General features: G+C 72.6%; 18 protein-coding genes and 1 pseudogene. 5 read left to right on the top strand and 14 right to left on the bottom strand.

Annotated features, from left to right (window positions below; translation table 11 throughout):
* Positions 1–4 precede the first annotated feature (4 nt).
* The 6 genes from CLV70_RS02310 to CLV70_RS02285 all read right to left on the bottom strand — a co-directional run bounded on the left by CLV70_RS02310 (position 5) and on the right by CLV70_RS02285 (position 7502).
* The gene (locus CLV70_RS02310; RefSeq protein WP_106124621.1) at positions 5–1012 is read right to left on the bottom strand and encodes an SCO6745 family protein; all 1008 of its coding nucleotides are present in this window, start codon (positions 1010–1012) and stop codon (positions 5–7) included.
* Between the two features lie 16 nt (positions 1013–1028).
* Positions 1029–2798: a hypothetical protein gene (locus tag CLV70_RS02305; protein ID WP_106124620.1), complete on the bottom strand. Its 1770-nt coding sequence runs from the start codon at positions 2796–2798 to the stop codon at positions 1029–1031.
* Positions 2799–3147: 349 nt separating this feature from the next.
* Positions 3148–4326: an ABC transporter ATP-binding protein gene (locus tag CLV70_RS02300; RefSeq protein ID WP_106124619.1), complete on the bottom strand. Its 1179-nt coding sequence runs from the start codon at positions 4324–4326 to the stop codon at positions 3148–3150.
* A gap of 50 nt (positions 4327–4376) precedes the next feature.
* Positions 4377–5210 (bottom strand): carbohydrate ABC transporter permease, encoded by an 834-nt coding sequence (locus CLV70_RS02295; RefSeq protein ID WP_106124618.1) that lies wholly within the window; start codon positions 5208–5210, stop codon positions 4377–4379.
* A 2-nt stretch (positions 5211–5212) separates the two neighbouring features.
* The gene (locus tag CLV70_RS02290; RefSeq protein WP_245908014.1) at positions 5213–6124 is read right to left on the bottom strand and encodes a carbohydrate ABC transporter permease; all 912 of its coding nucleotides are present in this window, start codon (positions 6122–6124) and stop codon (positions 5213–5215) included.
* A 103-nt stretch (positions 6125–6227) separates the two neighbouring features.
* On the bottom strand, positions 6228–7502 hold the full coding sequence (locus CLV70_RS02285) for an ABC transporter substrate-binding protein (protein ID WP_106124616.1): 1275 nt from the start codon (positions 7500–7502) through the stop codon (positions 6228–6230).
* A gap of 199 nt (positions 7503–7701) precedes the next feature.
* On the opposite strand from CLV70_RS02285, the gene CLV70_RS02280 reads away from it, so the two are divergent.
* Complete coding sequence (locus CLV70_RS02280) at positions 7702–8178, top strand: hypothetical protein (RefSeq protein WP_106124615.1); 477 nt, start codon at positions 7702–7704, stop codon at positions 8176–8178.
* 260 nt (positions 8179–8438) lie between these two features.
* On the opposite strand, the pseudogene smpB reads toward CLV70_RS02280, so the two are convergent.
* Positions 8439–8915, bottom strand: a pseudogene (gene smpB, locus CLV70_RS02275) (SsrA-binding protein SmpB); the annotation flags it as partial.
* 336 nt (positions 8916–9251) lie between these two features.
* Here smpB and CLV70_RS02270 point away from each other — a divergent pair.
* Positions 9252–9581: a putative quinol monooxygenase gene (locus tag CLV70_RS02270; RefSeq protein ID WP_106124613.1), complete on the top strand. Its 330-nt coding sequence runs from the start codon at positions 9252–9254 to the stop codon at positions 9579–9581.
* Between the two features lie 518 nt (positions 9582–10099).
* Here CLV70_RS02270 and CLV70_RS02265 read toward each other — a convergent pair.
* Genes CLV70_RS02265 through CLV70_RS02255 form a run of 3 tightly spaced genes read right to left on the bottom strand, consistent with a single transcriptional unit; the run spans position 10100 to position 14057 of the window.
* Complete coding sequence (locus tag CLV70_RS02265; protein ID WP_106124612.1) at positions 10100–11464, bottom strand: (Fe-S)-binding protein; 1365 nt, start codon at positions 11462–11464, stop codon at positions 10100–10102.
* Positions 11464–12606, bottom strand: a complete 1143-nt coding sequence (locus tag CLV70_RS02260) for an FAD-binding oxidoreductase (RefSeq protein WP_106124611.1) — start codon at positions 12604–12606, stop codon at positions 11464–11466. The genes CLV70_RS02265 and CLV70_RS02260 overlap by 1 nt, the downstream gene beginning before the upstream one ends.
* Positions 12606–14057, bottom strand: coding sequence for an FAD-linked oxidase C-terminal domain-containing protein (locus tag CLV70_RS02255; protein WP_106124610.1), 1452 nt, complete (start codon positions 14055–14057; stop codon positions 12606–12608). Before CLV70_RS02255 ends, CLV70_RS02260 begins: the two co-directional genes overlap by 1 nt.
* A 162-nt stretch (positions 14058–14219) precedes the next feature.
* On the opposite strand from CLV70_RS02255, the gene CLV70_RS02250 reads away from it, so the two are divergent.
* A complete protein-coding gene (locus CLV70_RS02250) occupies positions 14220–17099 on the top strand; it encodes a M36 family metallopeptidase (RefSeq protein ID WP_106124609.1) in 2880 nt (959 codons plus the stop codon).
* Positions 17100–18908: 1809 nt separating this feature from the next.
* Positions 18909–19457, top strand: coding sequence for a DUF4241 domain-containing protein (locus CLV70_RS02240; RefSeq protein WP_106125003.1), 549 nt, complete (start codon positions 18909–18911; stop codon positions 19455–19457).
* A gap of 262 nt (positions 19458–19719) precedes the next feature.
* Here CLV70_RS02240 and CLV70_RS02235 read toward each other — a convergent pair whose 3' ends face one another.
* Together CLV70_RS02235 and CLV70_RS02230 are read right to left on the bottom strand one after the other, a co-directional pair.
* Positions 19720–20385 (bottom strand): class I SAM-dependent methyltransferase, encoded by a 666-nt coding sequence (locus CLV70_RS02235; protein ID WP_106124608.1) that lies wholly within the window; start codon positions 20383–20385, stop codon positions 19720–19722.
* A gap of 403 nt (positions 20386–20788) precedes the next feature.
* A complete protein-coding gene (locus CLV70_RS02230) occupies positions 20789–21682 on the bottom strand; it encodes an LLM class flavin-dependent oxidoreductase (protein WP_245907963.1) in 894 nt (297 codons plus the stop codon).
* Between the two features lie 139 nt (positions 21683–21821).
* On the opposite strand from CLV70_RS02230, the gene CLV70_RS02225 reads away from it, so the two are divergent.
* Positions 21822–22655: a polysaccharide deacetylase family protein gene (locus tag CLV70_RS02225; RefSeq protein WP_106124607.1), complete on the top strand. Its 834-nt coding sequence runs from the start codon at positions 21822–21824 to the stop codon at positions 22653–22655.
* Positions 22656–22841: 186 nt separating this feature from the next.
* Here CLV70_RS02225 and CLV70_RS02220 read toward each other — a convergent pair whose 3' ends face one another.
* Complete coding sequence (locus tag CLV70_RS02220; RefSeq protein WP_106124606.1) at positions 22842–23105, bottom strand: hypothetical protein; 264 nt, start codon at positions 23103–23105, stop codon at positions 22842–22844.
* Between the two features lie 71 nt (positions 23106–23176).
* Complete coding sequence (locus CLV70_RS02215) at positions 23177–24739, bottom strand: M4 family metallopeptidase (RefSeq protein ID WP_106124605.1); 1563 nt, start codon at positions 24737–24739, stop codon at positions 23177–23179.
* Between the last annotated feature and the right edge of the window lie 68 nt (positions 24740–24807).

Genomic DNA, 24807 nt, shown 5'->3' with positions numbered 1-24807 from the left:
CGCTCTACGCGCGCCGGACCGGGGCGGCGGCGGCCAGAAAGCCCGCTTTCACCAGCGTGCGGCTCCACGGCCGGACCAGTTCGGCGAGCCGCTCGCAGCCCTCGGCGCCGAGCACTTCGTAGGCCGGCGCCGCCAGCCGATCGGTCTCGGTCTCGAGCCGTTCCCGCAACGCCCGGCCCTCGTCGCTCAGCTCGGCCTTCACCGTGCGCCCCACCCCACCCGACGAGAGCACCCCCGCACCCGCACCGGAGCCGCCCGCACCGGAGCCGCCCGCACCGGAGCCGCCCGCACCGGAGCCGCCCGCACCCGACCCACCCGCATCCGACCCACCCGCACCCGGCGCGGGCGCGAGCAGCCCGCGCGAACGCAGATTCTCCGTCTCCGCGGCCCATTCCTCGTGGCTCCACCCCCGGCTGGCCCGCAGGAAACCCCCGTCCGCCTTGCCCGAGGCGGTGTGCAGGATGATCGCCTGGAGCCCGCTGACCTCGGCGAGCAGCAGCGCCGCCACGTGCCCGTCGCCGCGGAACTCGCGGAGCAGCGTCTGGGCGTGCCACAGCACCAGATGCGGTTCGTCCGGCCAGTCCAGTTCGGCGTGGGCGGCGTACAGGGCCCGGCCGGCCGGGTGCTCGGCCGCCGACTCGGCCGCGCGCCGGGCCAGCCGGGCCGCCTCGGCCATCTCGTCGCTGCGTACGGTATCGCCGAGGCCGCGGATCAGGGCCGCGTCCGCCGCTGCCAGCCGGGCCCCGATCGCGGCCTGCGGGGTCGTCGTCTCCCAGACCGCGGGCAGGAAGCGCGCGACCAGCCCGGGCTTGAAGTTGTAGAACGTGGCCACGACCGGTCCCGGGCCGACGGGGCCGAAGACCCCGCCGCGGGCCGCGAAGTAGCCGGCCCGCGCGGAGATGCCCAGCGCCTCGAAGTTCTCGGTGCCCTCGGGGACGAAGTAGACCATCGAGTGCAGGGGTTCGGCGAGCCGCCAGGCCTCGCGCGCGACAAGCGGGTCGAGCGTCGTCATGCCCCGCATCCTGTCATTACCGGCCGGTAGGTGCGACGGTCAGCGCCGACAATCCGGCCACGGCGTCCACATCGACGCGGTTCGCCGTGTCGCCCCACGCGCGGGGCGTGAAGATCTGGCCGGCCGCGACGCCCTGATGCGTACGCCCGTCCAGCACGACCTGCCCCGCACCGTGACCGACCCGCACCCGCACCGGCGCGGCCCCGGCGGTCCGCACGTCGAACAGGTCGACGCCGCCGGACATCCGTACGCTCAGGGTCCCGTCCGGTTCGGGAAGCGTGAGCCGGATCCGCCCCGCCCCGCCGCTCAGGTCCACCCCGCCGACCCGAGCGCCACTGAGGTCGATGGTGCTCAGCTCGGCGCCGCCCCCGACCCGCAGATCCCACCGCACCCGTGTGCTGAGCGCGACGTCGACCGCCTCGGGACTGCCGTCGAGCCGCACCTGGATGCGCCCGTCCCGCTCATCGGCGCGGGGCACGGCCGGTCCGGCGGGCGTACTGATCCGATAGAGGTCGTCGCCCAGGTCGGCGGTGCGCAGCGTCACGGTCCGGGCCCCATCGATCAGATCGAGAACGGCAGCCGTCCGCCCACCGAGCGCCGCCGTCGCCGTGTGCCCCGGCCCGCTGCCGTCCCGGCCGCTCCCCGGTGCGATGCCGCCGGGAGCCGCGCCGCCCGGCCCGCCGCCACCGGGCGCGGTGCCGCCGGTCGCCGCGCCGTCCGGCCCGCCGTCACCGGGCGCGGTACCGCCCGCCGCCGCGGGTGGCGCCCATCGCCGCCCGTCGCCCGGCTCGCCCCCGTCCCGCCCGAGCGCGACGACGCTCACCCCGGTCAACAGCAGGGCCGCCGCGGCGATCCCCGCTCCGATCAGCCACCGCCGGCCGGGTGCCGGCCCGAGCTCCTTTTCCGGTACGCCCACACCAGCAGTCCCCGCCCCAGCCCCGTCCGCCTGCCCGGACACCTCGGCGGCCACACCCGGTCGTCCCGCTGACCCACCCTCCCCGCCGGCGCCCCACCGCTCCCCGAACCCGGACCCCACCACCGCAAACCCCCCGGTGTCCGACATGCCCCCAAGCCCGATAGCGTCCAGCCCGCCGACCTCCTCCCAAGCAAACCCCGCACCGTCCCCACCGCCCCCCTCAAAGCCCGCCGCCTCGAATTCCGCCCTCTCGAAGCCCGCCGCTTGGACGCCCGCCGCTTGGACGTCCCCCGCCTCGAAGCTTTCCGCTTGGTGGCCCGCCGGCTGGAGGTCCGCCGCTTGGAGGCCCGCCGCTTGGAGGCCGGCCGGCTCGAAGCCCGCAGGCTCGAAGCCCGCCGAGCCGCCGTCGTGCCCGCCCATCGGGCCGGAGTGCGGCGATTCCATGGCGCCGGGGTGCGGCGATTCGACGGCGCCGGGGTGCGGCGATTCGACGGCGCCGGGGTGCGGCGATTCGACGGCGCCGGGGTGCGGCGATTCCATGGCGCCGGGGTGCGGCGATTCCATGGCGCCGGGGTGCGGCGATTCCGCGGCGCCGGAGGTCGGCGAGTCCGCAGGGCCGGCGTGCTGCGGGTCGCCGTCGGGGCCGGGGGCGTCCGGACCGGGCACTGCCTCGGGGCCCTCGCGGGGGGTGAGGGCCAGCGACAGGGCGGCGCGGGCCAGCGTCGGCCCGGTCCAGGGGTGTTCCGCGAGCATCGCCTCCGTGACCGCCGGCAGTTCGACGGTCGGTTCCTCCCCGGGGAGCGGGGCGTCGGGGGCGGGCCAGTCGGGCGGCGTCGTCCGGCCGGCTTGCGGGTCGTGGGTTCCCTGCATGGTGTTCCCTCCCTGTCGATGCCGGGAGGGGGTACGTGCCGCAGCGCCCCGCGGATCGGATCCGGGGCAAGAATTCGGGCCGCGGCACAACGGCGCGAGGCCGCGGCACAGCGGAGCGCGAGGCCGCGGCACAACGGCGCGCGAGGCCCGGCACAACGGCGCGCGAGGGCCACGGGGTCCTCGCGCGCCGCGATCACGGGGAAGGTGCCGCACCCGCCGCCAGGAACGCCGGGAACGCCGCCGGGAACGCCGGGAACGCCGCCGGTGACGCCGCCGCACCCGCCGCCAGGAACGCCGGGAACGCCGGGAACGCCGGGAACGCCGGGAAGGCCGCCGCACCCGCCGCCGGTCAGGCCTCCGCCGGGATCAGGCTCCTGCCGGTCTCCGGGTCGAAGACGTGCATCTTCGCGCTGTCGTACCAGAGCCGGGCCGGGCGCCCGCGCCGGACGTCGGCGGAGGCGTCCAGCCGGGCCGTGATCAGCACGCCGTCGCTGTGCAGGTCGTTGCCGGTGTCCTTGGCGAGGTCGTCGAGGTCGCGGGAGCGGGCCCCCTCGCCCTTCATGGTGAAGTACGCGTACACGTCCGACCCCATCGCCTCGACGATGTCGATCGGGGCGTCGAACGTCGCGCCCGGTTTGTCGCCGACGAGCGCGGCGTCCTCGAAGTGTTCCGGGCGGATGCCGACGATCACGTCGCCGCTCGTGGTCTTCGCGGCGTCGAGGGCCTGGCGTACCCGGTCGGGCAGGGGCGCCGAGCCCAGCGCCGTGACGACCGTGCCGTCGCCCTTGAGCTGGCCGGGGAGGAAGTTCATCGACGGGCTGCCGATGAAGCCGGCCACGAAGAGGTTGGCCGGGCGGGCGTACAGATGGGCGGGTGAACCGACCTGTTGCACGACGCCGCCGCGCATGACCACGACCCGGTCGCCGAGGGTCATCGCCTCGGTCTGGTCGTGGGTGACGTAGAGGGTGGTGGTGCCCAGCGTCTTCTGGATGCGGGCGATCTGGGTCCGCATCTGCACGCGCAGCTTGGCGTCCAGGTTGGAGAGCGGCTCATCCATGAGGAACGCCTTGGGCTGCCGGACGATGGCCCGGCCCATGGCCACCCGCTGGCGCTGGCCGCCGGAGAGGTTCGACGGCTTGCGGTCGAGGTGCTGGCTGAGTTCCAGCATCTCGGCCGCCTCCGACACCTTCTGCCGGATGGTGGCCTTGTCCAGCCCGGCGAGCCGCAGCGGGAAGCCCATGTTCTCGGCGACGGTCATGTGCGGGTACAGCGCGTACGACTGGAACACCATGGCGATGTCCCGGTCCTTCGGCGCCTTGTCGTTGACGACCTGCCCGTCGATGATCAGCTTGCCGGCGGTGATGTCCTCCAGGCCCGCCACCATGTTGAGGGTCGTCGACTTGCCGCACCCGGACGGGCCGACCAGGATGATGAATTCGCCGTCGGCGATCTCCAGGTTGAAGTCGTCCACGGCAAGGGCGCCGTCGGGGTAGCGCTTCACGACATGGTCCAGAACGATCTCGGCCACTTCAGCTCCTCTGCTGTGTCGAGTTCCGGTGGGTGTGCTGAGGTGGCGGGTCAGCCCTTGACGGCGCCCGAGGTCAGGCCGGCGACGATCCGCCGCTGGAAGATCAGCACGAAGAGGACGATCGGGATGGTGATGACCACCGCGGCGGCCGCGATCGGGCCGGTCGGCTTCTCGAAGGTGGTGGCGCCGGTGAAGTAGCTCATCGCGGCCGGCACGGTCCGGGCCGAGGAGGTCGAGGTGAGCGACAGGGCGAACAGGAAGTCGTTCCAGCAGGAGATGAAGACCAGGATGGCCGTAGTGAACACGCCGGGCATCGCCAGCGGGGTGATGACCCGCCGGAACGCCTGGTACGGCGTGGCCCCGTCCATCTTCGCCGCCTTCTCCAGGTCCCACGGGATCTCGCGGAAGAAGGCGGAGAGCGTGTAGATCGCCAGCGGCAGGGCGAAGGCGATGTACGGGATGATCAGGCCGGCCCAGGTGTCGAACAGGCCCAGCGCCGTCTCGATCTTGAACAGCGGCGTGACGAGCGCGATCTGCGGGAACATCGAGACGAGCAGCGCCGTCGCGACGATCGCGCGCTTGCCGGGGAAGTCGAGGCGGGCGATCGCGTACGCGGCCATGGTGCCGAACACGATGGCGATCAGGGTCGCGATGATGCAGATGCCGATCGAGTTCATCAGCGCCCGGAGGAAGTCCGAGTTGGAGAAGATCGCCGAGTAGCTGTCGTCCGTCGGCGAGGTCGGGAAGTAGTTGCCGTCGTTGAGGGTCGCGTCGTCCTTCAGCGAGAGCGAGACGATCCAGATCACCGGCACGAACGCGTACAGGAGGACGACGATGTTGACGCCCCACCACATCAGCTTGCGGTTGGTGGTCTCCGGCTGCATGACTACCGCCTCCCTTCCACGTCCGACCCGGGCGCCGCCGTGCCGAAGAGTTTGATGAACAAGAAGGCGATGATGCCGGTGGTCAGGAAGATGAGCACCGACATCGCCGACCCGATGCCGAGGTTGAGCCCGCGGATCAGGTTGCTGTAGGCGACCATCGACACGGAGCTGGTGCCGTTCGATCCGCTGGTCAGCACGAAGATGTTGTCGAAGACCCGGAACGCGTCCAGGGTGCGGAACAGCAGCGCCACGAGGATGGCCGGCTTGATCAACGGTACGGTCACCGTCCAGAACCGCTTCCACGCGCTCGCGCCGTCCATCGAGGCGGCCTTCAGCAGGTCCTCGGGCACCAGGGCCAGGCCCGCCATCAGCAGCAGGGCCATGAACGGGACGGTCTTCCACACCTCGGCCAGGATGATGATCCAGATCGACGGCCAGAACTGGGTGAGCGGTGCCGAGTCGCCGCTGGCCAGCCAGCCCAGGCCCTGGGTCCAGGCGAAGCGCCAGGAGAACGCCGCGACGACCGTGACGATCGCGTACGGCACCAGCGCCGACGTCCGGACCAGGCCGCGCCCGACGATCGTGCGGTGCATGACGATCGCGAGCAGCATGCCCAGCACCAGCTCGAGGGTCGCCCCGATCACGGTGATGAGCATGGTGACGCCGAACGCCTTCCACCAGATCGGGCTCGACAGCACGGTCACGTAGTTGTCGAGGAAGATGAACTCGTTCTGGTCCGGCTTGCGCAGGTCGGCCTTGTTCAGCGAGAGCCAGAAGGCGTACAGGATGGGGTAGGCGGCGACGGCGAGCATGATCGCGACGGCGGGCGCGACCAGCATCAGGCCCAGCTTGCGTTCGGCCCGCTTGGCGTCGGTGTGGCGCTGCCGGGCGATCTCGGCGGTGCCGTCGTCCATGCGGTCCTCGGCCGCCTGGGCGCCGGCGGCGGTCGGTGTGGCGGTCATGGCCGCACCTCCCGGCCATGCCCTCCTGGCCCTTGCTTCGCTGCGGTGCAGTCGGTCATGGCACTATCCCCTTGCCCTCGATCGCATCCTTGATGGAGTCCCGCAGCTCGTCGGCCGCGGCCTGGGGGTTGATGGACTGCGGCGGCGACAGCGTGGTCGAGACGATCGTCGAGATGTTCTGGTAGACCGGCGACACCGGCCGCGGCACGGCCGCCTGCAGCTCGGCCTTCATGACGTCGGCCATCGGGTACGCCTTCTGGAATTCCGGCGTCTCGAAGACGGTGGCGAGGGCCGGCACGTCACCGGCGTCGAGGGCGGCGCTGAGGGCGTTCTTCTCGTCGCGCAGGCACATCGCCGCCTCGAACGCCTCGGCCGGGTGCTTGCTGTAGCTGCTGATGGCGTAGTTCATCCCGCCGAGCGTCACCTTCGGCGGCCCGCCGTCGATCGACGGGTAGGGCGCGTATCCCAGGTCGTTGACCAGGTCGGGGTTTGCCTCGCGCATGGCGCTGAGCACGTACGGCCAGTTGAGCGAGAACGCCGACCGCCCGGCCTGGAGGTCGGCGAAGACCTCGGGCTCCTGGGCGTTGGACAGCGACGCGCTGGTGACGCCCGAGGTGGCGAGCTTCTTCAGCAGGGTCAGCGCCTGCACCGTCTTGTCGTCGATCGTCGGCGCCGAGCTGTCCTCGTTCACCAGGGTGCCGCCGGCGGCGGTGATCAGGTTGTTGACGTTGACCACGTAGCCCTCGTACTGGGCCGCGGTGAGGCCGATCTCGTACGGTTTGCCCTCGGCCTTGAGTCGCTGGGCCATCGTGATCATCTCGTCGAACGTCTTCGGCGGCGTCGGCACCAGGGACTTGCGATACCACAGGAGCTGCACGTTCGTCGTACGCGGAACGCCGTAGAGCTTGTCCTTCCAGGTCGCGGTGTCGATCGGCGGCTGCAGGGTGTCCTTGGTGGCCTGGGCCTTCTGCTCGCCGGTCAGCTCGCGGATCCACTTCGCCTCGGCGAACTCGGCGGTCCACGTGACGTCCATGCCGAGCAGGTCCATGCCGTCGTCCTTGGCGGCGAGCCGCCGGACGAACTGGTCGCGCTGCCCGTCGGCGTCGCTCGGCAGTAGGTTGCCGACGATGGTGTACCGGCCTCCGGCCCGGTCGTTGCAGTCCTTGAGGATCTTGTCGAAGCCGGTGCCGCTGGCGCCGCCGTACAGGTTGACGACCGTGCCGCCGGGGCCGCTGGAACAGGCCGTGAGCGGGGATAACAGCGCCGCGACGCCGATCGCCGCCGCCCATCGTGACGGCCTTCGAGCCGCCCCGGTCCGCCGTTGAATCATCAGCGATCCTCCGTCCGGGTGAACAGTCGCAGGGTATGGCGCAGATCACAGCTGCCTCCCGAGACTGTCACGGTTCCCGGTGATCCGCGAGTCGGAAACCCCTGCGGGACAAGGAAATCTGCCGGTCCCGCCGGTTATGCACTCCTGCAACCCATATCGCGCCGGATCGCGCCCGGGACCGGAGGTCTACGCTCCCCGTGTGGACGACCTGGCCGACCGGCTCACGGCGCTGACCTTCGGCGGCCTCACCCGCGACCAGGTGACGGCCCTGCTGATCGACACGGTCGCCGCCTGGGGCGAGGAACACGGCTGGCGCGTCTACCGGCGGGCACCCAGCGTCGTCACCCTCCCGCCACCCCTGGACCGCCAGCACTCCGTCCTGGACGTGGCCATCGCCCGCCCCGGCGCCGCACCCCTGGTCGTCGAGGTCGACCACACGGACCGCCGGCGTACGGTCGAGAAGCTCCTCGCCGAGGCGGAGGAGGGCCGCATCCCGTTCTGGGTCCGCTGGGGCCCGGGCCGGATAGCCGAGGCGCCGCCCCCCATCCACGTCATCCCGCTGCGGGTGACCCGCCACCAGGGCCGCTTCTCCCGCAGCGACCTGGCCGCCCCGGAACACTCACCCCTGCCGCCGGGCATGGCCGAGGCGGCGGAGCTGCCCTTGCCCCCGGAGTAGCCGGGCGCCGCGCGGCGACATGTCCGGCGCCGGGCCGGGCTTTCGTGGGCGGTCGGGTCTCGGGCGGCCGGACTCTCCGTGCGGGCCGGGCTTTCGTGCGTGCGGCCCGGGCTTTCGTGCGTGCGGGCCGGGCTTCGTGCGTGCGGGCCGGCTTCGTGTGCGCGGGTCGAGCTTTCCGTGCGGGCGGGCCGGGCTTTCCGTGCGGGCGGGCTTTCGTGCGGGCGGGCTTTCGTGGGGGGCCGGGCCTTCGTGCGTGGGGTTCAGGCGCGGGTGCGGCCCTTGAGGTGCCGGCCGAGGGCGCGGGCGATCTCGCGGTCGGCGTCGCGCTGGGCGATCGCCTGGCGCTTGTCGTACTCGCGCTTGCCCTTGGCCAGTGCCAGCTCGACCTTGGCCCACCCGTCGTTGAAGTACAGCGACAGCGGCACGAGGGCGATGCCCGGCTCGCGCAGCTTGTCGAGGATGCGGGCGATCTCCACCCGGTGCAGCAGCAGCTTGCGGGTGCGACGGGGCGCGTGGTTGGTCCACGAGCCGAACCCGTACTCGGCGATGTGCAGGTTGTAGAGCATGATCTCGCCCTCGTGCTCCTGGGCGAAGGCGTCCACGATCGACGCGTACCCGGCGCGCAGCGACTTGACCTCGGTGCCCGCCAGCACGAGCCCGGCCTCGTACGTCTTGAGAACCGCATAGTCGTGCCGCGCCTTACGGTTGGACGCGATGACCTTGCGACCGGTCTCCCTGGGCGTGGCCGCCTCCTGACTTCAGCCCGTACCCGCCGGGCGCCGAACCTGACCCCGCCAGCCTACGTGCCCCACCACCCCACCCACCCGCTCGCCTCGCGCCCCACCCGCAAGGCCCGCCCGGCTCGCGCCCATGCGCCAGGCCTGCGCGTCCGGCCCGGGCCTGCGCGTCCGGCCCGGGCCTGCGCGTCCGGCCCGGGTCCGCCGCGCCCCGCCCGGGTCGCGGGCCGTTCTCCCGCTTGCGTCACCCCGACGCGCGCCGGGACGGGTGCTCGGCTCGCGGGGTGGGGGTGTTGCCGTGAAGATGGACGCGACAGCCGCCGAGAGGACGTACCGATGATCTTCATTACCGCGAAGTTCGCCATCAGGCCGGAGTATGCCGAGCAGTGGCCGGAGATCGCCGGCCCGTTCACCCAGGCCACCCGCGCCGAGCCGGGCTGCCTGTGGTTCGACTGGTACCGCAGCCTGGACGATCCGCACGAGTATGCGCTGGTCGAGGCGTTCCGCGACGCCGAGGCGGGCGCGGCGCACGTGAACTCGGCGCACTTCCGGCAGGCTCAGCGGGATCTGCCCCGGCACCTGCGGTCCACGCCGCGGATCATCAGCCAGAACGTGGATCAGGACGACTGGTCCGAGCTCGGGGAGCTGGCGGTGCGGACCGGCTGAGATCCGCTGTCGGGGCGTCCGCCGCGGCGGTAGACAGCGGCGGTGGGCAAGGCATCGGAGCTCCCCGAGCTGCTGCGCCTGATCGACGACAGGCCGGCCCGCTGAAGCTCGACGGCGACCGGAGCCTCTTCGGCCGGCTCGTGGAATGGGATCCCGAGCGGTAGGCGCACAAGGGACGAGAAGGGCTTGACGCGGCGATATCGCGGGGGGAAAGTTGGGAGCGCTCCCAACTTCCACGTGCCGGGCGCCGCCGATTTCGGGGCAGCCCGCTGGGGGACCGGAGGCGACCGGGAGGAGAGGGCCCGCCGCCGTCGGTCAGGGTGCGGACGGCGGCCGGGAGGAGAGGACCCGGCCGCCGTCCCCCACTCACCAACGCCCCGGAGCGGGGCCCGCCGACGCGCGGCATCCGCCGTCAGCGCTGGGTGCCGGGTCATCGACGCGCGGCATCCGCCGTCAGCGCTGGGTGCCGGGTCGGCGACGCGCGGCATCTGCCGTCAGCGCTCGGCCCCGGAGGTCGCTCACGCCCGGCGCTCGCTCGTCAGGGCCGCCGCGCCCAGCCCGCGCAGTGAAGCGTCCAGCACCACGGCCGTATGCGCCGTCGCCACCTCCCCGCCCAGCCGCCGGACGGCCGCCGACACCTGCATCAGGCAGCCCGGATTCGCCGTCACCAGCAGCTCCGCTCCCGTTCCCAGCACCGCTCGGGCCTTGCGTTCGCCCAGCTCGGCGGCCGGTTCCGGGTGCAGGACGTTCCACACCCCCGCCGATCCGCAGCAGATCTCCGGGTCGGCGATCTCCTTCACCGTCAGCCCGGGGATGCCGGCGAGCAGGGTGCGGGGCTGCGCGCGGACGCCCTGGGCGTGGGCGAGGTGGCAGGCGTCGTGGTAGGCCACCGTCAGGGGCAGCGGGTGACGCTCCGCCGCCGGGCCGAGCTCGACCAGGATCTCCGAGAGGTCGCGGACCCGGGCGGCGAAGGCGGCGGCGGGTCCGGCGTACGCGGGGTCGTCGCGCAGCAGGTCGGCGTACTCCTTCATCGACGAGCCGCAGCCGGCCGCGTTGACGACGATGTGGTCGACGCCGGCGCGGGCGAACGTGTCGATGAGCCGCCGGGCGAAGCGCTGCGCCTCCGGCAACCGTCCGTTGTGGACGCTCAGCGCGCCGCAGCAGCCCTGCCCCGGCGGGACGACCACGTCGCAGCCCTCGGCCGCGAGGACCCGGATGGTGGCCGAGTTGACGTCCGGGAAGAACGCGCTCTGCACGCAGCCGGTGAGCACGCCGACCACCGCGCGCCGGGTCCCGGCCGCGGGCACCAGCCGGGGCGGTCGTGGCACCGCGCGCAGCCTGGGCGTCAGCGCCTCGAGCGTCGCCAGCGTGGGTCCCAGCCGGCGCGCCAGGCCACTGCGGGCGATCAACCCCCGCAAACCGCTGCTTTCGTACGCCCGGAGCGGCCCGCGCAGCAACCTCAGCCGTCTCGGGTACGGGAACAGCGCGAAGATCGCCGCCCGCAGGGCCCGCTCCCGGGGCGTACGGTCGAACCTGCGCTCGACCTGCGCCCGGGTGTCCTCGATGAGCCGGTCGTAGCGGACGCCGGACGGGCACGCGGTCACGCAGGCCATGCAGCCGAGGCACCGGTCGTAGTGGCGCACCGCCGAGCCGGTGAGCGGCTCGCCGTCCAGTCCCGCCTTCATCAGGTGGATCCGGCCCCGGGGCGAGTCCGCCTCCTCGCCCCACAGCACGTACGTCGGGCAGGTGGTGAGGCAGAAGCCGCAGTGCACGCAGTCGCCGGCGAGTTCCCGGCTGGGCGGCCGATCGTCGTCGAAGGCCGGGGTGCCGGCGACGGGCCCGAGGACGTCCCGCGGCGGTTCGTGCGCTCCGGCTCCGGCCATCAGATGCCTCCCACGAAACGGCCGGGGGCGAAGCGGTGCCCCGGATCGAACCGGTCCTTCACCCGGCGCATGAGGTCGAGGCCGGGCACCGGCCCCCACATGTCGACGGCGTCCCGGACCTCCGGCGGTGCGGTCAGCACGACGGCGTGCCCGCCGGCCCGGACCGCCGCGGCGCGCAGCAGCTCGACCGTGCGGGGAACGTCGCCGGTGGGGGCGGCGTACAGGACGCCGGCGCCCGCCGAACCGCGGACCGGGACCTCCGGCGCCGCCGCGAGCAGCTCCGGCACCCGGGACAGTGCCGCCGTGAGCTTCACGCCGGTGCCGCCCGGCGCCCACGGATACGCGCCCCACCAGGGCGGGAGGTCGCCGGTCGTGCCGCCGAGCACCTTCTCCAGCCGGGCCGCCCGCTCGCGTACGCCCTCGGCCGTGCCCTCCAGCAGCACCGCGATCGTGGCCGGACCGGGTCCGGGGCGGTCGAGCTCGACGGCGCTCGGCACCACCTGCTCGGCGCGGATCGCCGCCAGCAGCGGGCCCACCTCGGGACCGTCCGCCTCGCGCAGCACCACGGCGCCGGCCGGGGCGACCGGGTGCAGGCGGAACGCGCATTCGGTGATCAGCCCGAGGGTGCCGTACGCGCCGGTGAAGAGCTTGCCCAGGTCGTACCCGGCGACGTTCTTGACGACCTTGCCGCCGGAGCGGGTGACCGTGCCGTCGGGCCGGACCACCGTCATGCCGATCACCAGGTCCCGGGCCGTGCCGTGCAGCAGGCGCCGCGGCCCGCTGGTGTTGGCGGCCAGCGCGCCGCCGACGGTGGCGCCGGGCAGCGGGGACTCGAGGGCGAGTCGCTGCGGGCCGAAGTCCAGCGCGGCCAGGGCAGTGCCGGCGCGCACGACCGTGATGAGGTCGCCGGCCGCGTGCTCGACCACGCCGGTCAGCCGGTGCGTGTCGACGATGAGGTCGAGCCGGCGCGGCGGCAGGCCCCACTCCAGCTTCGTGCCGCCGCCGCGGATCACCACGGCCAGCTCGTCGGCCGCGGCGGCGCCCAGCACCTCCGCGGCCTCCCCGGTGGAGGCGGGCGCGGCGACGTAGCGGGCCGGTACGCCCGCCACGTGGTCGTCGCTGCCCGCCGTACGCCGGCGCATCAGAAGATCTCCGCCGCGGCCGGCGGGTCGGTCGCCGCGTGCCGCCGGGGCACCTCGCCGCACAGCCGCGGGGTGGGGAAGACCTTGCCGGGGTTGGCCAGCCCGGCCGGGTCGAACGCGCACCGCAGCAGGTGCATGGTCTCCAGGTCGTCGCCGGTGAACATCCGCGGCATGTACTTCGCCTTGTCGGTGCCGACGCCGTGCTCACCGGTGATCGAGCCGCCGTACTCGATGCAGAGGTCGATGATCGCGCCGGACACCGTCTCGGCGCGGTCCGTCTCGCCGTCGGTGGCGGCGTCGAAGAGCACCAGCGGGTGCAGGTTGCCGTCGCCGGCGTGGAAGACGTTCGCCACCCGGACGCCGTGGGCGCGGGACACCTCGCCGATGCGGCGCAGCACCTCGGGCAGCGCGGTCCGCGGGATCACGCCGTCCTGCACGATGTAGTCGGGGCTGATCCGGCCGACCGCGGCGAACGCCGACTTGCGGCCCTTCCAGAACAGCGCCCGCTCGGCCTCGTCGCCGGCGATCCGCAGCTCGAACGCGCCGTTCTCCTCGCACATCGCCGTGACCTGCGCGAACTGGGCGGCGACCTCGGCGGCGGGGCCGTCGAGCTCGACGATCAGCACCGCCCCGGCGCCCCGCGGATAACCGCAGGCCACGGCCGCCTCGGCGGCCTCGATCGCGAGCGCGTCCATCATCTCGATCGCCGCCGGCACCACGCCGGCGGCGATGATCGCGGAGGTGGCGGCGCCGGCCTCGTCGGTGGTCGGGAAGGCGGCGAGCAGCGTACGCACGGACTCGGGCAGCCGGGTCAGGCGTACGGTGACCCGCGTCGCGATGCCCAGCGTCCCCTCCGACCCGACGAACGCGCCGAGCAGGTCGTAGCCGGGGGTGTCGGGTGCCCGGCCGCCGAGCTCGACGAGGTCGCCGTCCGGGGTGACGATCTGCGCGCCGAGCACGTGGTTGGCCGTGAAGCCGTACTTGAGGCAGTGCGCGCCGCCGGAATTCTCCGCGACGTTGCCGCCGATCGAGCAGATCTGCTGGCTCGACGGGTCCGGGGCGTAGTAGTAGCCGTGCGCCGCGGCCGCCTTCGTGACGTGCAGGTTGATGACTCCGGGCTCGACGACGGCCCGCTCGTCCCGCGGCGCGAGCTCCACGATGTCGCGCATCTTCGACGTCACCACGAGCACGCCCTCGGCGTGGGGGAGTGCCCCGCCGGACAGCCCGGTGCCCGACCCGCGCGCGACGAACGGGACCCCGGCCCGGGCGCAGGCCCGCACGGTCAGGGCGCATTCCCGGGCGTCGCGCGGCAGGACCACCAGGCCGGGGACGACGCGGTGGTGGGCCAGCCCGTCGCACTCGTACGTCCGCAGCTCCTGGCGGTCGGTGACCACCCGGTCCGCGCCCAGCGTGGCCCGCAGCGCGGCGGTCACTTCCTCGAGCGGAGTCATCGGCGGCCTCCCTGAACGCCAACCTAGCCCGGCCGTGGCCGCCCGTCGAGCACCATTGATCCACGTCATTGTTGAAACAATTAGTTCATCTACGCACGTCAATGGTCCCGTAATGTCTCGGGCGTCTGGGGAGACCCTCCATACCGAATCCAGGAGGCATGCGTGCGCATACGCAGACGGTCCGCCGTCGCCGGAATCCTCGCCGCTACCACCATCATCGCGAGCGCGCCGCTGGGCGCGAGCGCGGCCCCCGCCGACCCGTCGCCCGCCGTGGCCACGCCGCTGACCGGCGAACACCTCGACGACGACTACTCCTTCGTCGACAACCGCGGCGGCAGCGCCGCCCCCTCCTCCGCCCAGCGCTCGCTGGTGCGCGACGACAACCTCGTGGCCCGCTGGAACAGGCTCGGCACGCCCGCCTCCGTCACCCCCGTGCGGGGCCGGCTCGCCACCGGGCTCAAGGGCGACGCCGAGGCCGTCGCCCGCGGCTACCTGCGGAACAGCACCGGCCTCTTCGCGCTCCGCGCCGCCGCCGTCGACGACCTCGAGACGGTCGCCACCACCAGGGTCGGCGCCGGCACGGTCGTGCTGCTGCGCCAGCGGTACGGCGGCCTGCCCGCGGCCCATGACGGCCTGGTGGCGGTCGCGGTCAAGGGCGGCGACGTCCTGCGCGTCACCTCCTCGCTGAGCCCGCGCACCGCCCGGCCCGCCGCGGCCCGCCTCAAGGCCGCCGACGCGCTCGCCGCCGCCCTCGCCGACGCCGGCATCGCCCGCGACCGGCTGGCCGACTCGCGGGTGCGGCAGGTGGCCGTGCCCATGCCCGGCGCCGACCCGCGCGCCGCGTACGAGGTCGTGGTCATGTCCTCCGACGCGGACCACCCGCTGGCCTACACCACGTATGTCGACGCGATCGACGGCAAGGTGCTGCTGCGCGAGAACCTGGTCAACTTCGCCGAGGACGACCCGCACTGGAAGGTCTTCCCGGCCACCCCGCCGGCGAACGGCGCGGACACCCGCCAGACCTGGTGCGCCACGACCGCCACCGGCTGCTCGCGGCAGGTCCTCGACCCGGCCACCGGCAAGCCGTGGGACGTCGACGCCGCCACCGGCGCCCCGACGTTCACCACGACCGGCAACTCGGCGGAGTCCGTACGGCTGTGGGGCAACGGCACCCCGGCGCTGCCCGCCACCCCGAGATCCGACCGGGAGTACGTATACCCGTTCACCAACCAGTGGAACACCAGCAAGTGCGACCCGAACACGCTGACCTCGCCCGAGCAGGCGGACGTCGACGCGGCCACGGCCAACCTGTTCGCCATGCACAACCGGATGCACGACTGGTCGTACAAGCTGGGCTTCACCGAGGCGACGTGGAACCTGCAGAAGGTCAACACGACGCCGTACGGCAAGGGCGCCGACGCCGAGCGGGGCAACGCCCAGCAGGGCGCGGCCACCGCGACCACCCGCAACAACGCCAACCAGGCCACCCCGCCGGACGGCATGCAGCCGACCACGAACATGTACATGTGGCAGCCGTTCGCCGGGGCCGCGTACCCGCCGTGCGTCGACGGTGACTTCGACATGACGGTCATCGGCCACGAGTACACGCACGCGATCAGCAACCGCATGATCGCCGGTCCGGACAGCGGCATCAGCTCGACCCAGGGCGGCGCCATGGGCGAGAGCTGGTCCGACCTGACGGCGATGGAGTACCTGTTCGAGAGCGGCTACACCCCGCGGGGCAACACGCCGTACGTCACCGGCGGCTACGTCACCGGCGACCTCGTGACCGGCATCCGCAACTACGACATGAGCAACAGCCCGCTCAACTACTCCGACTACGGCTATGACCGGGGCTCGGCGGTGCACTCCGACGGCGAGATCTGGAGCGCGACGAACTTCGACGTACGCCGGGCGCTGATCTCCCGCTACGGCTCGGGCACCCGCGCCCAGCAGGAGAGCTGCGCGGCGGGCACCACGCCGGCCACCGAGTGCCCGGGCAACCGGCGCTGGATCCAGCTGGTGTTCGACTCGTACCTGCTCGCGGCCACCGGCTCGATCAGCATGCTCGACATGCGCGACAACATGATCACGGCGGACGCCCTGCGCTTCGACGGCGCGAACGCCGACCTGCTCTGGAATACGTTCGCCGCCCGCGGCATGGGCGCCGGCGCCACCAGCGGCCCGTCGGACGCCGACCCGGTGCCCAGCTTCGCGTCGCCGTACGTGGAGAACTCGGAGGTCACGTTCAAGGCCCTGGGCGAGGCGGCCGGCAAGCCCGTACGCCTCTACGTCGGCGACTACGACTTCGGCGCGGTGCCGATCGCCGACACCGACCCGTCGACGGCGCTGCCGGAGACGGTGACGCTGGCCCCGGGCACGTACCGGTTCCTGGCCATCGGCGCGGGCTTCGGCCACAAGCGCTTCACCCAGACCCTGTACCCCGGGGTGACCGGCCAGATCGGCGTGGTCATGCCCGCGAACCTGGCCTCGCCGGCCTCCGGAGCCACCATCACCGGCGACGGCACCAACCCGGCCCGCCTCACCGACGAGGCGGAGGGAACGGTCTGGACGGCCACCTCCACCGGCGGCGTAGCGGGCCGCCAGGTCACGGTGGACCTCCCGTCCACCGCGGCGAAGCTCGTCTCCCGCGTCCAGCTCAGCGCCTTCCCGGGCGCCGGCGCGGCAACCTCGGTCATGTACAGCACGGTCCGCCAATTCGAGATCCTCACCTGCAACGCGGCCACCGGAGCCGACTGCGCCACCGACGCGGGCTTCAAGGTCGCCTACACCAGCCCGGCCAACGCCTTCGACACCGGCCAGTTCCGCCCCAAGGTCCCCAACCTGATCCTCAAGTCCTTCCCGGTACGCCCCACCCTCGCCACCCACGTCCGCCTCCGCATCCTCACCAACCAATGCACAGGCAACCCCCTCTACGCCGGCGAACAGGACAACGACCCCCGAGCCGCAACCGACTGCACCACCAACGCCCCCGCCGCCAACTCAGCGGTAGCGGCGGAGTTCCAGATCTTCAGCAGCTGACGCCCATGGGGGTACGCGCCCAGCCAGGCCGCGTACCCCCACCCCGCCCAGCCACCCGGACCGGCCCACCCGCCCCCTGAGATCACCGCCGGCCCCGGCGGAGACGCCGGTCCGATGTCCCTGCCGACGCCCAGCCCGGCGCGTCGTCCGCCCGCGGTAGTGCGGCTGGTCAGGTGCGCGCTGGTGTGCGGTGCGCCCTCGTGTGCGGTGCGCCCTCGTGTGCGGTGCGCCCTCGCGTGCCGCGCGCCCCTGTGCCCGCCCGTGGGTTCACCGCGTGCCCGCTGGTTTACCTCACCTCACCTCACCTCCCCTCGCCTCGCGCGCCCGCCGTTCACTGCGCCCGCCGTTCACTGCGCCCGCCGTTCACTGCGCCCGCCGTTCACTGCGCCCGCCGTTCACTGCGCCCGCCGTTCACTGCGCCCGCCGTTCACTGCGCCCGCCGTTCACTGCGCCCGCCGTTCACTGCGCCCGCCGTTCACTGCGCCCGCCGTTCACCGCGCCCGCGCGGCCTACTGCGCCCGCGCGCCCATCGCGCGTTCATTTGTCCCGTGCCCTATGCCGTCGGCGTGCCTGGCCCTGCTCAGGTGGCCGGCCCGGCCGTCTTCCGGTCCGCGTGGGCGCTCCGGTCCGCCCGCGTGCTGCTGGGCCCGCGCCCGCAGGGCCAGCTTGAAGCCATTGAGCCTTCTTCCGGCAGGCGGCTTGGCGCGGCGTTCCCGGTTTCCCAGGCGAACGCCTACGCTGTCTCGTTCCTTTCCTGAATCAATTTCGGGAGGAGCTCTGGTGAGCGAATAGGACGACATTTCGAATTCGTCAACCTCCGGGCCAGTGATGATGAAGACACGGCATTTCCGGCCGCCGAAAGGTGGCACATTTCCGAGCGGCCACCGCTGGTGGTGGGAACCCGGACTGCTGGTGGTGACGCCTGCTGTAACGCCTTCGCCGGCCCATCCCGAGAGCGCGCCGCTTCGCATCACTGGCGCTGGCGGTGGTGGCGGTGGTGGTGGCAGTGGCGGTGGTGGTGCGCCCGCGCTGGCTGCTGGTAGTCGCGGCGGTGCGCCCGCGCTGGCTGCTGGTAGTGGCGGTGGTGGTGGCGGTGCGACCGTGCTGGCCACTGGTAGTGGCGTGGCCGCCTCAGTGGTCGGCGCGGATCCTCCTCCGGCTGTCAGTGACGGCGCAAGCATCCCGATGGTCGGCGCTGGTGACGATGGGTTTTCCACGATCGGCGATCGTGGTTCGAGCGGCCTGGTGGCGGGTGGTGCAAGCGGCTTGGCGGTGGCTGGTGGAGGTGGTGTCCGGCTTGCGCTGGGTGGAGGCGGCGTGTGGCTTGTGGTGGGTGGAGGTGGTGTCCGGCTTGTGGTGGGTGGGGGCGGTGTCTGGCTTGTGGTGGGTGGGGGCGGTGGCGCTTGGCTCGGGGTGGCTGCTTGGGACGGTCGATACGGGTCGGAGGGGTGGCGGTCGTCGTGGGGGGATGGCGGGTGGGTGGCGCGCTCGGTGAGGTGGCGTAGGCGGGTGGCGTGGCGGCGGGTGAGGCCCCAGGCTCGGTGTTTTTCGTGGGTGCGGCGGAAGGATTCGCTGCATGGTGAATGGTTGCGCGAGGCTGTACGGTCGCGCATTTCGGCCAGCTGGGAGGTGGTGAACAACTGGAGCTGCCGCACCCCGTTATTGTGCCCCTTGCGCGATGCTCAGGCCGTACCCGATTCGTTTTTGATCATGCCATTCTTGGGGAGATCTTTACGGGAGGTCGTGCGATTTGACGGAGGTTTGAAACAGTTCGGTGGGGCCTTGCTCGTCGGTGGGAGGATCGCTGGCATGGGTGCTGATCTGAACCGGTCGCTGGCCGGTGCCGTTGCTGCTCCGGCCGCTCGTCTGGTGCTGCCGAGTGGGCGCCTCATCGCCGCGGAGCCGGGCATGGGGTTTCCCGTCGGGGAGGCGGAGCGGTATGCGTTCGATGAGACCGTGGAGCCCGGCGACTACCTCGTCGAGGTGGTGACTCGGGACGGGGAGGTGGTCGCGGGCCGGGTGGTCGTGCGGCCGGAACCGGTCGTGGAGTGGCGGCCGGGGCGGCGGAGCGGCGAGGACTACGTGTATCCGGTCGACGGGGGCACCGGGGGGTTCGGCTCGCCCGAGGTGTTCGAGGCGTTGCACGACGATGAGGCGCGTGAGGACCTGATCGCCGACCTGTCGTTCGATGGCGACGAGCCTGCGGCCACCTATACGGACCCGGACAGCGGTGCGAACCTGGTCGCGTTCGGTCTGGGTTCGGACGGCCGGTACCTCACCTGGGTCGGCTACACCGCTGCCGGCGAGATCGCCTGCTACCTGACGGACTTCGGCGACCTGGAGCAGCGCTGGTCGTAGCCGGCGGTTGAGGGCGGAGGTGGCGGGCTGCAGGGCCGGGGGTCGCTGGCGAGCCGCCGGGCGAAGGGACGCGGGGGCGCAGCGTCGACGGTTACGGGGGCCGGTGGAATGACTCGCCGAAGCGGCTGGGGTGGGCGCTGACTTGTCGGCTGGGGTCGGACGCCCGTCGGGGGAGGCGCAGCGGCGGGGCGCCTCCTGGGGGCCGCGGCGGCTGCCGGCCGCCGGGCGTTGGACATCGGCGTTGGGCGTGGGGAAGGTTTCGCTAGAGGCGGTTGATGGTCGCCAGCCAGGCCGGGGCGCCGTGGTCGTCGTGGAATCTTGTGCGGATCCGTTCCGCGGCGATGGTCGTCAGGTGCCAGCCGGCGCCGGGGTGGAAGGTTGCCGTCAGATCGGCTCGGGTGACCGGGTGGGGGCCCGTGCCGGGGCCCTCGTCGCTGAAGCACAGGACGTAGAGGGTGGCGCCGGGTCCGGTCACGCGGGCCAGGCTGGCGGCGTACGTCGTTCGCTCGGCGGTGTCGCAGGTGTGGAACATGCCCGAGTCGAGGACCGTGTCGAAGGTACGGTCGAGCCGCTCGAGACGGAACGCGTCGACGGCGGTGAACTCGGCTACGAGTCCGAGTTCGGTGGCCTTGGCGCGGGCCGTGGCCAGGGCGGTCCCGGCCACGTCGACGCCCACGACCGCCAGTCCCGGCGCGGCGAGGTGCAGGGCGTTGTCGCCGGTTCCGCAGCCGGAATCCAGGACCGCGCCCGTGAACCCGCCGGCGGCGGCGAGGCGCACTACCGCGGGTTGTGGGCCGCCGATGTCCCAGGGCGCGGGGCCGTCGTGGTACGACGCGTCCCATGGCCGGCCCGTTCTGCGCTCATGGCTGGTCGGCGGGCGGTCACCGAACTGGTGGCCGGGCGGGGGCTGCTGTCGCTCGGACGTCATCGGTCCTTTCTACCTCTGCCGCGAGGGCCGCGCTGCCCGGCCGCGATCCCGGCGGCCGGGAAAGAAGGGCTGCGGCGAGGAGGGAGCGGCGGCGGGTAGAGCCGGGGGCGGGTGGAGCGGTGGTGGGTGGGGCGGTGGTGGGTGGAGCGGTCCGGGCGCTGAGGCGGTGATTGGGGCGGTGGCGGGTAGAGCGGGGCAGGGCGCTGAGGCGGTCGGTGGAGCGGTCCGGGCGCTGAGGTGGCGGGTGGAGCCGGTGGTGGGTGGAGCGGGGCAGGGCGCTGAGGTGGCGGGTGGAGCGCTGGCGGGTGGAGCGGCGCAGGGCAGTGAGGCGGCCGGCCGGGCGGTGGTCGTAGGCGGGCGGGAGCGGCCGCACCGAGAGAGCGCCGAGCGGGCCGGCCGGCCGTCAGCGGTCGAGGGCTTCGAGCGCCGTTCGGGCCTGGCCGAGGGGATCCGGGCCGAGGGGTCTCAGCACCACCGTTGTTGCTCCCGCCTCGTGGAGGGCTGCCACGTGCTCCGGGATCTCGCTTGCCGGGCCGATGAGGGTGAAGAGGTCGGCGGGGGGTACGCCCATCCAGGCGGCCTGGCCGTTCACCATGTCGGCGGTTGTTCGGGTTGCTCGGGTGGGGTCGTCGTCGGTGTGGAGGAAGGCGAAGACGATCACTTCGTGGGCGGGGCGGTCGCCGGCGGCGCGGCCTCGGTTGATGTGGGTGAGGGCTTCCGTGAGGCGGCCGGGGCCGGTGCCCTCGGCCAGGATCGTGCCGTCCGCCGATCGGCCGGAGAGCTCCAGGGAGCGGGGGCGCACGACGCCGGTGACCAGGGGTGGCGGCTGGGTGGGCGGGTGGACCAGCGTCAGGCCGTCGATGGTGACCGTGCGGCCGTGCCGGGTGACCGTGCGGCCGTCGAGGAGGTCGCGGACGGCGTGCAGGGTCTCCTCGAGCAGGGCGAGTTTGGCGGGTGACTCGGCGCCGACCTTGCGCATCCATTCCGGCACGCCGTGGCCCAGGCCCGCGACCAGCCGGCCGGGATGCACCCGGGCCAGCGTGGCGAGCTCCATGGCCAGCAGGGCGGGGTTGCGCAGCGGGACCGGTGCGATGCCGATGCCCACGCGGAGCCGCTCGGTCGCCGCGAGGGCCAGGGCGGCGGCGCTCACCGAGCCGGCCCAGCCGAGGTCCTCGACCACCCACAGGTCGTCCGCGCCGGCCGCTTCGAGGTCGCGGGCGAAACCGGGGAGTTCCTCGGGGGCGCGCTCGCGATCGAACATGAAGCCGATCCGTACGGCCGAATCCTGATCAGTCACGCAGCGAGCCTAACCAGAAACCCGATGCGCCCGCTCCGCCATTGTGGACAACGCCGGCCGCGATGACGGTACGTCACATTCCCACTGCTCAATGGCACTTCACGGGGGTCTGACACCGCAACCGCCACGATGTCGGACCATGTCGATCTTGCGTACGCTCACGGCGGTGACGGCGGCCCTCGTCCTGGCAGGGTGTTCAGCCGGTGACGGAGCCGGCGACGAGGCCGGTCGCGGCGAGGCGGGACGCGCCGGGGGTGCCCCGTCGCACTCGGCCGCTCCCGGGCCGTCGGCGGGGGCGCCGTCCGGCACGAGACCCGACCGGCAGCACGACGGCTGGCGGGACTCCGACATTCCCGTGTTCGGGCCGGCCCCGGCGGCGGAGAAGATCGCGTTGCCGCCCGGCGGGAGCGTGCCCTATCTGCTGCGGATCCCGACGACCCAGAAGGTGGCGTTCCTGACCATCGACGACGGCTTCCTCAAGCATCCCGAGGCGCCGAAGCTGATCGCGGCTGCGCGCGTACCCGTGACATTGTTCCTGACCACCAATGCGATCAAGGACAATCCGGACTATTTCCGGCCGATGATCGCCGCCGGCGCGGTGGTGGAGTCGCACACGATCACGCACAACAACCTGCGGGGCAAGTCGTACGCGTTCCAGAAGCGCGAGATCTGTGGTTCCGCGGACCGGCTGGCGAAGTGGTACGACCGCCGCCCGGTGCTGTTCCGCCCGCCGTTCGGCAACAAGGACGCGACGACGCTGCGCGCGGCGCACGACTGCGGGATGAAGGCGGCCTTCATGTGGAAGGAGACCGTCCACAAGGGGAAGGTGCGCTACCAGGAGGGCAAGCGGGTCAAGCCGGGCGACATCATCCTCATGCACTTCCGCGAGGCGTTCGTGAAGGACTTCCTCTCCGCGCTGCGCGCCATCCACAAGGCCGGGTTGACCCCGGCCCTCCTCGAGGACTACATCTAGAACCGGCCCGCAAAAGCCAGCCGGTCCCGCAAAGCCAGCCGGTCCCGCAAAGCCAGCCGGTCCCGCAAAGCCAGCCGGCCGATCCGCAAGCCCGGCCGATCCGCAAGCCCGGCCGATCCGCAAGCCCGGCCGATCCGCAAGCCCGGCCGATCCGCAAGCCCGGCCGGGCGGCGGCGGGCGAGTGGCCTACGGCACGGGGCGCCGCATGGAATACGTGACGCCGTGGAGCCGGTGCGGCTCGTTGATGACGTGGATGGCGGCCCGGTCGTAGGCCTGCCAGCCGGCCGCGCCCGCGCGGTTGAGGTGGCGCAGGTCGTCGAAGCGTTCGTCGGTTCCCCAGCGCAGTACCCCGCCCGGGTGGTGGAACGTCGCCGTCCAGTCCATGAACCGGTCCGCGCCGAACGTGCCCGCGGCGCGGTATTCGAGGCGTGCGTACTCCCAATTGGTCACGGTGTTGATTATCTCCACGCAAGGCGGGGCCGCACGCCGTGGCGCGCGGCCCCGCGGAGGGGTGGCTGGGATCAGGCGACGCTGACCGCGGTCCAGGCGGCCGCCGTCGCGTTGTACTCGGCGCTGCCGGCGCCGTACAGGTCGCGGGCAGCGTTCAGGGTCGCCGTACGGGCCTGGGAGTAGTTGGTGTTGGAGGTCATGTAGGTCGTCAGCGCCTTGTAGAAGATGGCGCCGGCCTTGTCGTTGCCGATGCCGGCGACCGTGCTGCCGTCACAGGTCGGGCTGTTGTACGCGACACCGTTGATGGTGTGCGCGCCGCTGCCCACGGCGAGCAGGAAGAAGGCGTGGTTGCCGACGCCCGACGAGTAGTGCACGTCGAGGCTGCCGACCCGGCTGCTCCAGCACTTGGCCGAGGCGCCGTCCTTGGACGGGTCGTCCATGTAGCGCAGCGGGGTGTGGTCGAGCAGGATGGTCTCGCCGATCAGGTAGTCGGCGACGTCCTTGGCGTTGTTCGAGTGGAACTCGACCAGGGTGCCGAAGATGTCGCTCATCGACTCGTTGAGGCCGCCGGACTCTCCGCTGTAGACGAGGCCCGCCGTGCGCGACGTGACGCCGTGGGTCATCTCGTGGCCGCCGACGTCCAGCGAGGTGAACGGGCCGAAGGTGGTGCCGTCGCCATCACCGTAGATCATGCAGAAGCAGCTGTCGGACCAGCCGGCGTTGTTGTACCGGTTGCCGTAGTGCACCTTGTTGTAGCTGCCCTTGCCGTCGCCGGCGATGCCGGAGCGGCCGAACTTCTCCAGGTAGTAGTCCCAGGTCTCGGCCACGCTGTACTGCGCGTCCACGGCCACCGTCTGATCGTTGCTGAGCGTGCCCGTGCCCCAGACGTTGTCGGGGTCGGTGAAGATCTGGCCCTGGCCGATGCGCCGGTTGTTCATGTCGGTCGTGTAGGTGCCGCCCCGGACCGGGTCCTTGAGCTGGTACGTCGAGCCGGACTTGGTGGTGTCCAGCGGCACGGTGCCGACGTTGTAGCCGGTGCCGGAGCCCTCGACGGTCTGCACGTCGGCCCACTTGTCGACGACCTTGCCGGAGTGCGCGTCCACCAGCACGTGGGTGACGCCCTCCCCGCCGGCCGCGTCGGGCACCGTGATCACCGTGCGCCACACCAGCACCGGCGTGGCGGGCAGCGCGTCGACGGCGAGCGTGGTGGTGGCGCCGGGGGTGGCCTTGCCGCCGAGGGCCTTCGACGCCGCGCTGACCGCCTTGGCGGCGCTCAGGGTCGGCGTCGCGGCCAGCGTCAGCGGCGCGAGCTGGGTCTTGGTCACGGCGCTCAGCGCGCCGCTGGTGTCCAGGTGGGCGATCACGTCACCGCCGATGACCTGGAGTCCCCGGTACGCGCGGTGCATGTGGACGTGGCTCGCGCCGTTCTTCTCGACCAGCACGTTGCGCTTCGAGAACGTGTCCGCCGCACCGGCGGCGAAGGCCGCCTTGTGGCTGCCGACGGCGTTCTCGGCCCGGCTGACGGCGAGCGCCGGGGTGACCGGCTGCGGCTCGGCTGCCTGGGCTGCGGCGGGGGCGGCCAGCGCGGCCGAGGCGGCCAGTGTGGTCGCGGTGACGATGGCTCTGGTGCGCACCGTATCTCCTCTCGTGCCGGCCGGGTCGGGCCGGACTGAGATAGAGCTTCGTGAATTTCATTCGGAAG

The sequence above is a fragment of the Pseudosporangium ferrugineum genome (assembly GCF_003002065.1).
Taxonomy (GTDB): Bacteria; Actinomycetota; Actinomycetes; order Mycobacteriales; family Micromonosporaceae; genus Actinoplanes; species Actinoplanes ferrugineus_A.
The sequence above is the reverse complement of the archived record's forward strand: the minus strand, read 5'-3'. Positions and strand labels throughout refer to the sequence as shown.